A 5943-nucleotide genomic window follows, 5' to 3' on the forward strand; every position below is an offset into this window, starting at 1 on the left:
CAATGATAACGCTAGTTTTAAAAAAGTTGTTAGACATCTGTCATCATTTGTTGATTTAGCTAAACGTATTGGTTTTATTAATGTTAAAATATTCCAAACTGTAGCTAAGTCTGTACTTAATTTTCCAATATCAACTATGACAACTAACAATCTGAAACAAAGTCAAGAATATTTAGAGTATGTTTATCAAGGCGATTGCAGTAGGTCTTTATCAAAAGATGGTATTATACTTGTATCGTCATCAGTTGTGCTATCACCATCTGGTAAAAATAAAGTTGTCACATCTCCCAATATATTAGGTATCAATGCACGTCGCTTTTGGAATGAGGATGAATGGGAACGGAAGGATAGTTTTCTACAGCGTGATAAAAAGTTGGTAGGGTATGAGTATAAAGGATTTAGTGTTGCAGACATTATGAATCCTAATCCAGACTCGCCACCTAAACTATTTGATTTGTGTGCAGACTTTGAACTTGTCAACTTTTGCAATCAGGAATGTGTTATAGGAAGTTTCTCTTACAGTTAAAGCAATCATGTGTGAGGACTATAACCAACTGTTGGTCTAAATCCTCATACTTATTAGACAAACAAAGATTAGCATAGACTCAAACTAACACACTATTTATTATGTTTGAGCATCTACTAATTAATGGAATGTTACTGGCGCAATTAGAAGCTACCAATTGTTTACCACAATATCCTACAACTGTATCTGGAGAAACTATTTGCATTGAATCTAATCAAACTGATTTAGATTGTGCAGACATTGGTAAATCCATAATAGTTATTGAAGTCGAAGGCTTAGAGTCAGACCCTCACAAATTGGATGGTGATAAAGATGGTGTAGCTTGTGAGAATTATGGTATTAGTGATACAGAACCTAACACTAAAACAGAATCAAAATGACTAAGCGATTTATGTGGAGTAGGAAACTCTACAACGGTTATGAACCAGACAATGAAATATTTTTCAGTGCTGAGTGTGACGATGAAGGCTACATTTTAGAAATCTATGATGTCAGGTTTGTTGGAGCGTTTAATGATGGTGCTATGACACTCCAAATCTATAAATGTGCTGATGGTCGTTTTGTTCACATACTTGATGATAAAGTGACTATGTGCGATAGTTATGATGAAGCTTGGAGTAAAACCCCCTCATTTCTAACGACACCCGACCATTTTGAGGAAACTAATCCACAAGATGTTACTGAAGCTTACAACCAATGGGTAGCTGAGAACGGATTACCACAACCACCTTCACAACAATAAACAGTTCGATAAGCACAACCGTTGCCAGGGTACAGGTGTAAAGGACGTTAACAAGAAACATTAGGCTAGTGATGCGTGTGCGGACTTTCCTTCCCAAAGGGTGGGGTCAGTAACATTTTATACGACATTAGTATAAACGCATTTTATACTACATCTATAATTTGGCCTCTTAACAACGGAAATATATTATCGTATCTAAATGTCCCACAATTATTTGCTGTCTAGTGGGGTGTAAAGTGGTTACTAGATAGGTGTCTAGTCAGGTGGTTCTAGCTAAATATTATTAACTGTCTGCTAAAACTAAACTTGATTACTGAATATCGTACTTATAGCTTAAACGTATACTGACCTTATGCTGGCTAAAGCCTACGGCAATCCTTTTCCCACAGAGTCTTCAGCGCGAACACCTGAGCGCAGCGAACGAAGTGAGCCTTACTGTTTCTCTATTTTTACCTTATTATAATTATTGCTTATAGCAAACGAGCGCGTAAGAGCGAAGTGAGTGAGCGCACCAGCGCGAGGGAGTGTAGAGGGCGTGAGAGCAGCGTGAAGTCTTACTATTAGCAGTACAACATCACTTCATTATCCTTATTTAACTTAGGTGTAGTTAAGTTATAAATTGTGATTAATGCGATTGCAGTCAGTAATATAATTAGAATCTTTTTAATATTCATTTTAGATTGTTGTAACAGTATTCAAAATAATTGATTGTTGTACGAATTTCAAGTCAGAGCGGTATAAAATGTAGTATGATTTATAATTGTAACAAAATTCAAAAGTTAGTGTTTTTTAAGTTTAGGGAATTGACCCGGTTAGTTAAATTAAGTAGTTTTTAGCCAACCGGGTCAAAGGCCACTCTAGTCATAGCAAGGGTTTCAGCGAGTTGAGTCTTAGTATTAGAGTAGAATTAACACCCTAAATAAGATGTTGGTTTAGAGCGGTCGGGTATGTTGGGGTACTTGTTTTATCCCCTAACATACGATGCGACGGCTGAAACCCTTACTGTGTCTAGGTTGGCCATTGCCGTGATAAGACATTTTAGGATAAAAAACACCTTTCACGGCAAGAGTAATTTACTCGTGTTTTTTCAATCTATCCTTGTGCATACGGTCTAATACTGAGTTTAAACCTTCATCACCATGTTGTTCAAAAATTGGTTTTAAAACTGAAACACCTTCAACCTTCATTTTCTCGTTGTACCTCCTCTTACGTCTATTAAACGCTTCTAAGTTATCTTCACCTTTAACATCTAAATCTGCATAGATGTTGTTATATCGCAACTTCCGTTCTCTTACCAATTCATCTCCAGGCATTAGATTTTTTTCTTCTTTACGAGACCAGTTGGGGCATTTTTGAATATGACAAAATTCACCAGGACTTAATAAACTAACACTTTCATAAGTTCGGTTCTTATCAAAATCATCTTTACCGTCTAATAAGTTATCCAAATCATCAAATTTTGGATTATGTTTTAACTCCCGGTCAAAATACTTAGGATTAGTAGGATAATGCTTGCTTCCACGAACTTTGTATTTACGCTCTCCAAATATAGAGTCAAAAGCGTAATCAGCTTTACCTATACAAGCCCACTTAAAAGCTGTGTTTTCAATCTTATGCTCAATTTCTAAATTGAAATCAATACCATAATTACTCCAAAACTCTTTAATGTGTGAGGTTAGAGCAGTGTCAAGCTTAAGGGCAAATTCACTCATAACCTTAATCTTATCTACATTATTAGAAGTTAAATAAGTGGTAGCAAACTTGTTAATTTCAATTTCCCAGTCTATTCCACACATCTTTCCACAACTAATATTACGATGTTCTTTTAATGTCTGCTGTTTAGCCAAAACTGTCAAACTGGGTTTTCTTTTATCTGACTTGGAGGTATTTAACTTAAAAACATTGTTTGGTTGATACGCAAGACCATCGGTTATTGTTTGAAAACCATTCGTAGCCTTAGCCATCATCCAAGCTGCTGTACGAACTTCACTGGTTATTCTATTACCTATTAGTGTGTTGCAAACGGGCTTGTACACAGATGCTAATACACCATAACCAGTGTTGTTAAATAGCTTTAAGAAAGTCTGTTCTGCTAATAATTTTCTACCCAAATCAGTTCCTTTGTGTAACTTAGACTTTGCTTTTACTTCATTGCGCTTGTCTGTAGTTACACCAAATAGACCTTCAAATGGGATTTCAAAATACTTCCGAGTGCGTGTGTCAACTATAGCTTGATTATTATCTTTTGAGTTTGACTTACCAGTGAAGGAGCCTTTGTCTTTTATAACTTCCCACATCCAATCCTCAACTGACATTTTGTCAGCTTTTAGATAATACATAGCGGTTACTACAGTCAGTTTATCAAAAGCAGATAGTTCATCTTTACTCATAGAGAGTGACCCCTTTTCCCAAGACTCTGTGGTTATCGGGGCGTTTAAAAGTTGGTCTTTAAGTAATATTGTGTCTCCTTTTAAGCTTTCAATGTCACCATCAAAGTCTTCATCCAATACTGCTTTAACAATATCGTTAGGTTTAATTTGTTTTGAGTAAAATAAATCTTGTCGAAATTTACCTAACTTACCTGTAACAAAAACTAGGTATTGCTCACACTTACCCATTAACTTTTTTCTAAATTCACCAAAAGTCATGTGAGTATCATTTGTTGTGTAATGCAGAACTTTAGGGAGTCCTACAGGATATCGTATCCTTCTCAACTTTGAAGCATAAGCACTTTTAAGGTCTGCATCAACTACATATTCCCACACATTTTGACTTTGATTTTCTCTGTTGCAACGTCCCCCTAAAACGATTGCATTGTATTTGGCATCGGAGTCTATTTGCCTACCCTGTGCTAACACTCCAGCTTCGGAATACGCCAAGAACTCATACATAGAAAAGTCATAAGCTTGTGGAAATTTTAATATTTCCTCTAAAGCTTCATCTAAATTGTCGCACATACTCAAACGTATATCAAGTTGTTTACGAGCATTTAACGTTTCCTTTAACAGTTGTGCTTTATGCTTGCTCAAACCTTTAGCATCTTTTAAACGACCTAATTTGGCTATGCAATAGTGGTAAACAGGTTTATATTTATCTTTAACAAAATCCCAAATATAACGCTCAATAATACCTGATACTTGACCACCACTTGTCTGTGGCAAGTTAGAAATATCATAGTGATATTCAGGATTAATACCAACTGCATCCATAGTGTTATTGTGACCTTCAATTATTTTTTCGATACACAATTCTAAAGAAGCTATGTCAGCATGAGCATACTTCATAAACTCTTCAGTTCTATTAACCATTTCATCAAGCATTTTAGTTTTATCTAACTCTATCCTTTTAGCATCTAGAATAGCATCGCTTAAACCTAAAGCTTCGATTGTGTCGCTCAAATTAGCTCTGAACATACCCCAAACATCCATTACTCTAACTCTACGCCTTTCACGATTAAATCTACCCATTAATCCATTGAGGTCTTTGATTTTTTTATCTTTAAATAAATCGCAAGCAATCTTGTCTGTGAAAGCTACACGCAAATCTTTTGGTGAATAGAACATTATAAGGTCTACATCCCCAACAATTTCTAATTTGTCTAACAACCAGTCTAGGGGTGATACATTAGACCTAAAATCAAACTTGTGTGGAATGAAGTATTTGCTAGCACTTTTCTCAATTCCTGTGGTATAATAGTCACAGTTGATAAGAATGTGAGGTTGTCCATCGACCATTACTTGAAGACAAGCGGTTATGGTTTGCGTAAGCTTTCCTAAGTGTTTCTTTTGCCATTCGGCATCTAATACAACGCGCGTACTAGAGTTTTTGGAAGTTTTCAATTTCATTGTTTTTATAAGACGAAATAATAGAGGCCAAACATTTCTCAGGTGGTGGTCTCTATTTTCATATTAACACACCTATCGTTAAAATGCTTGACACACCTACATTTTAAACTTTGGGACATTTTACGGCCTCAAACTTTGGTGAGTATTTATACCTATAAAATTAATATCTTTACTACAGGTTGTAACATATTTAATTAATACAAATTTCTTATCATTATTGACGCAAACAATAAGTTTTTGTTATAATAAGTTTAAGCAGCAAATCTCCTTATCCGGGAATCAGAAAGCAGTCCTTTTGGGCTGTTTTTTGATGTCTATTTATAACCGAAGCTGCAACACCACCTAACCTTCATTCTTAGGTTAATGACTAATCATAAGCAACACGAGTTAGAGGTCGTTTAAACGCTTCAGAATCGCTCTCACAACGTCTTACGAGCTAGACCATCTCTCACTTGTATCATCTTCACTTCTTAACATTTATTTCATAATTTAGTGATTGCATTTGTAGCACTGTAGGGGTAATTGTGTTAAACTGATATCATAATCTACAAAATAGGGTTATGGAAAAATACACTGCACCCGATAAATTTACCATCTTTATAACCAGTTATTTTCAACGTCATCTCAAAAGAATTATAAACAAAACATTTCCAAATACATATTATGGTGTTGAAATAAATTCTGACTCCCTATTGATTCAGTGCAATGATAACGCTAGTTTTAAAAAAGTTGTTAGACATCTGTCATCATTTGTTGATTTAGCTAAACGTATTGGTTTTATTAATGTTAAAATATTCCAAACTGTAGCTAAGTCTGTACTTAATTTTCCA

5 protein-coding genes are annotated in these 5943 nt (G+C 35.2%); 4 read left to right on the forward strand and 1 reads right to left on the reverse strand.

The genetic code is table 11. The features are described 5' to 3' along the window. The 3 genes from F6K22_RS28640 to F6K22_RS28650 form a co-directional block, all read left to right on the forward strand. Positions 1-526: hypothetical protein (locus tag F6K22_RS28640; protein ID WP_293105904.1), on the forward strand; the 526-nt coding region annotated here is incomplete at its 5' end. A 101-nt stretch (positions 527-627) separates the two neighbouring features. Continuing rightward, entirely contained in the window at positions 628-906 is a 279-nt protein-coding gene (locus F6K22_RS28645; protein WP_293105905.1) for an excalibur calcium-binding domain-containing protein, read from the forward strand. After that, complete coding sequence (locus tag F6K22_RS28650) at positions 903-1268, forward strand: hypothetical protein (protein ID WP_293105907.1); 366 nt, start codon at positions 903-905, stop codon at positions 1266-1268. Before F6K22_RS28645 ends, F6K22_RS28650 begins: the two co-directional genes overlap by 4 nt. Before the next feature lie 1073 nt (positions 1269-2341). Here F6K22_RS28650 and F6K22_RS28655 read toward each other — a convergent pair. Continuing rightward, positions 2342-5113, reverse strand: a complete 2772-nt coding sequence (locus F6K22_RS28655; protein WP_293105909.1) for a hypothetical protein — start codon at positions 5111-5113, stop codon at positions 2342-2344. A gap of 560 nt (positions 5114-5673) precedes the next feature. On the opposite strand from F6K22_RS28655, the gene F6K22_RS28660 reads away from it, so the two are divergent. Next, positions 5674-5943, forward strand: a 270-nt coding sequence (locus tag F6K22_RS28660) for a hypothetical protein (RefSeq protein WP_293105910.1), incomplete at its 3' end; no start/stop codon positions are given.

Source organism: Okeania sp. SIO2F4 (assembly GCF_010672385.1).
Lineage (GTDB): Bacteria > Cyanobacteriota > Cyanobacteriia > Cyanobacteriales > Microcoleaceae > Trichodesmium.

Excerpts from the sequence above, each read along its gene's own strand:
- F6K22_RS28645 (WP_293105905.1), top strand. The coding sequence starts at position 628 with ATGTTTGAGCATCTACTAATTAATGGAATGTTACTGGCGCAATTAGAA.
- F6K22_RS28650 (WP_293105907.1), top strand. The coding sequence starts at position 903 with ATGACTAAGCGATTTATGTGGAGTAGGAAACTCTACAACGGTTATGAA.
- F6K22_RS28655 (WP_293105909.1), bottom strand. The coding sequence starts at position 5,113 with ATGAAATTGAAAACTTCCAAAAACTCTAGTACGCGCGTTGTATTAGAT.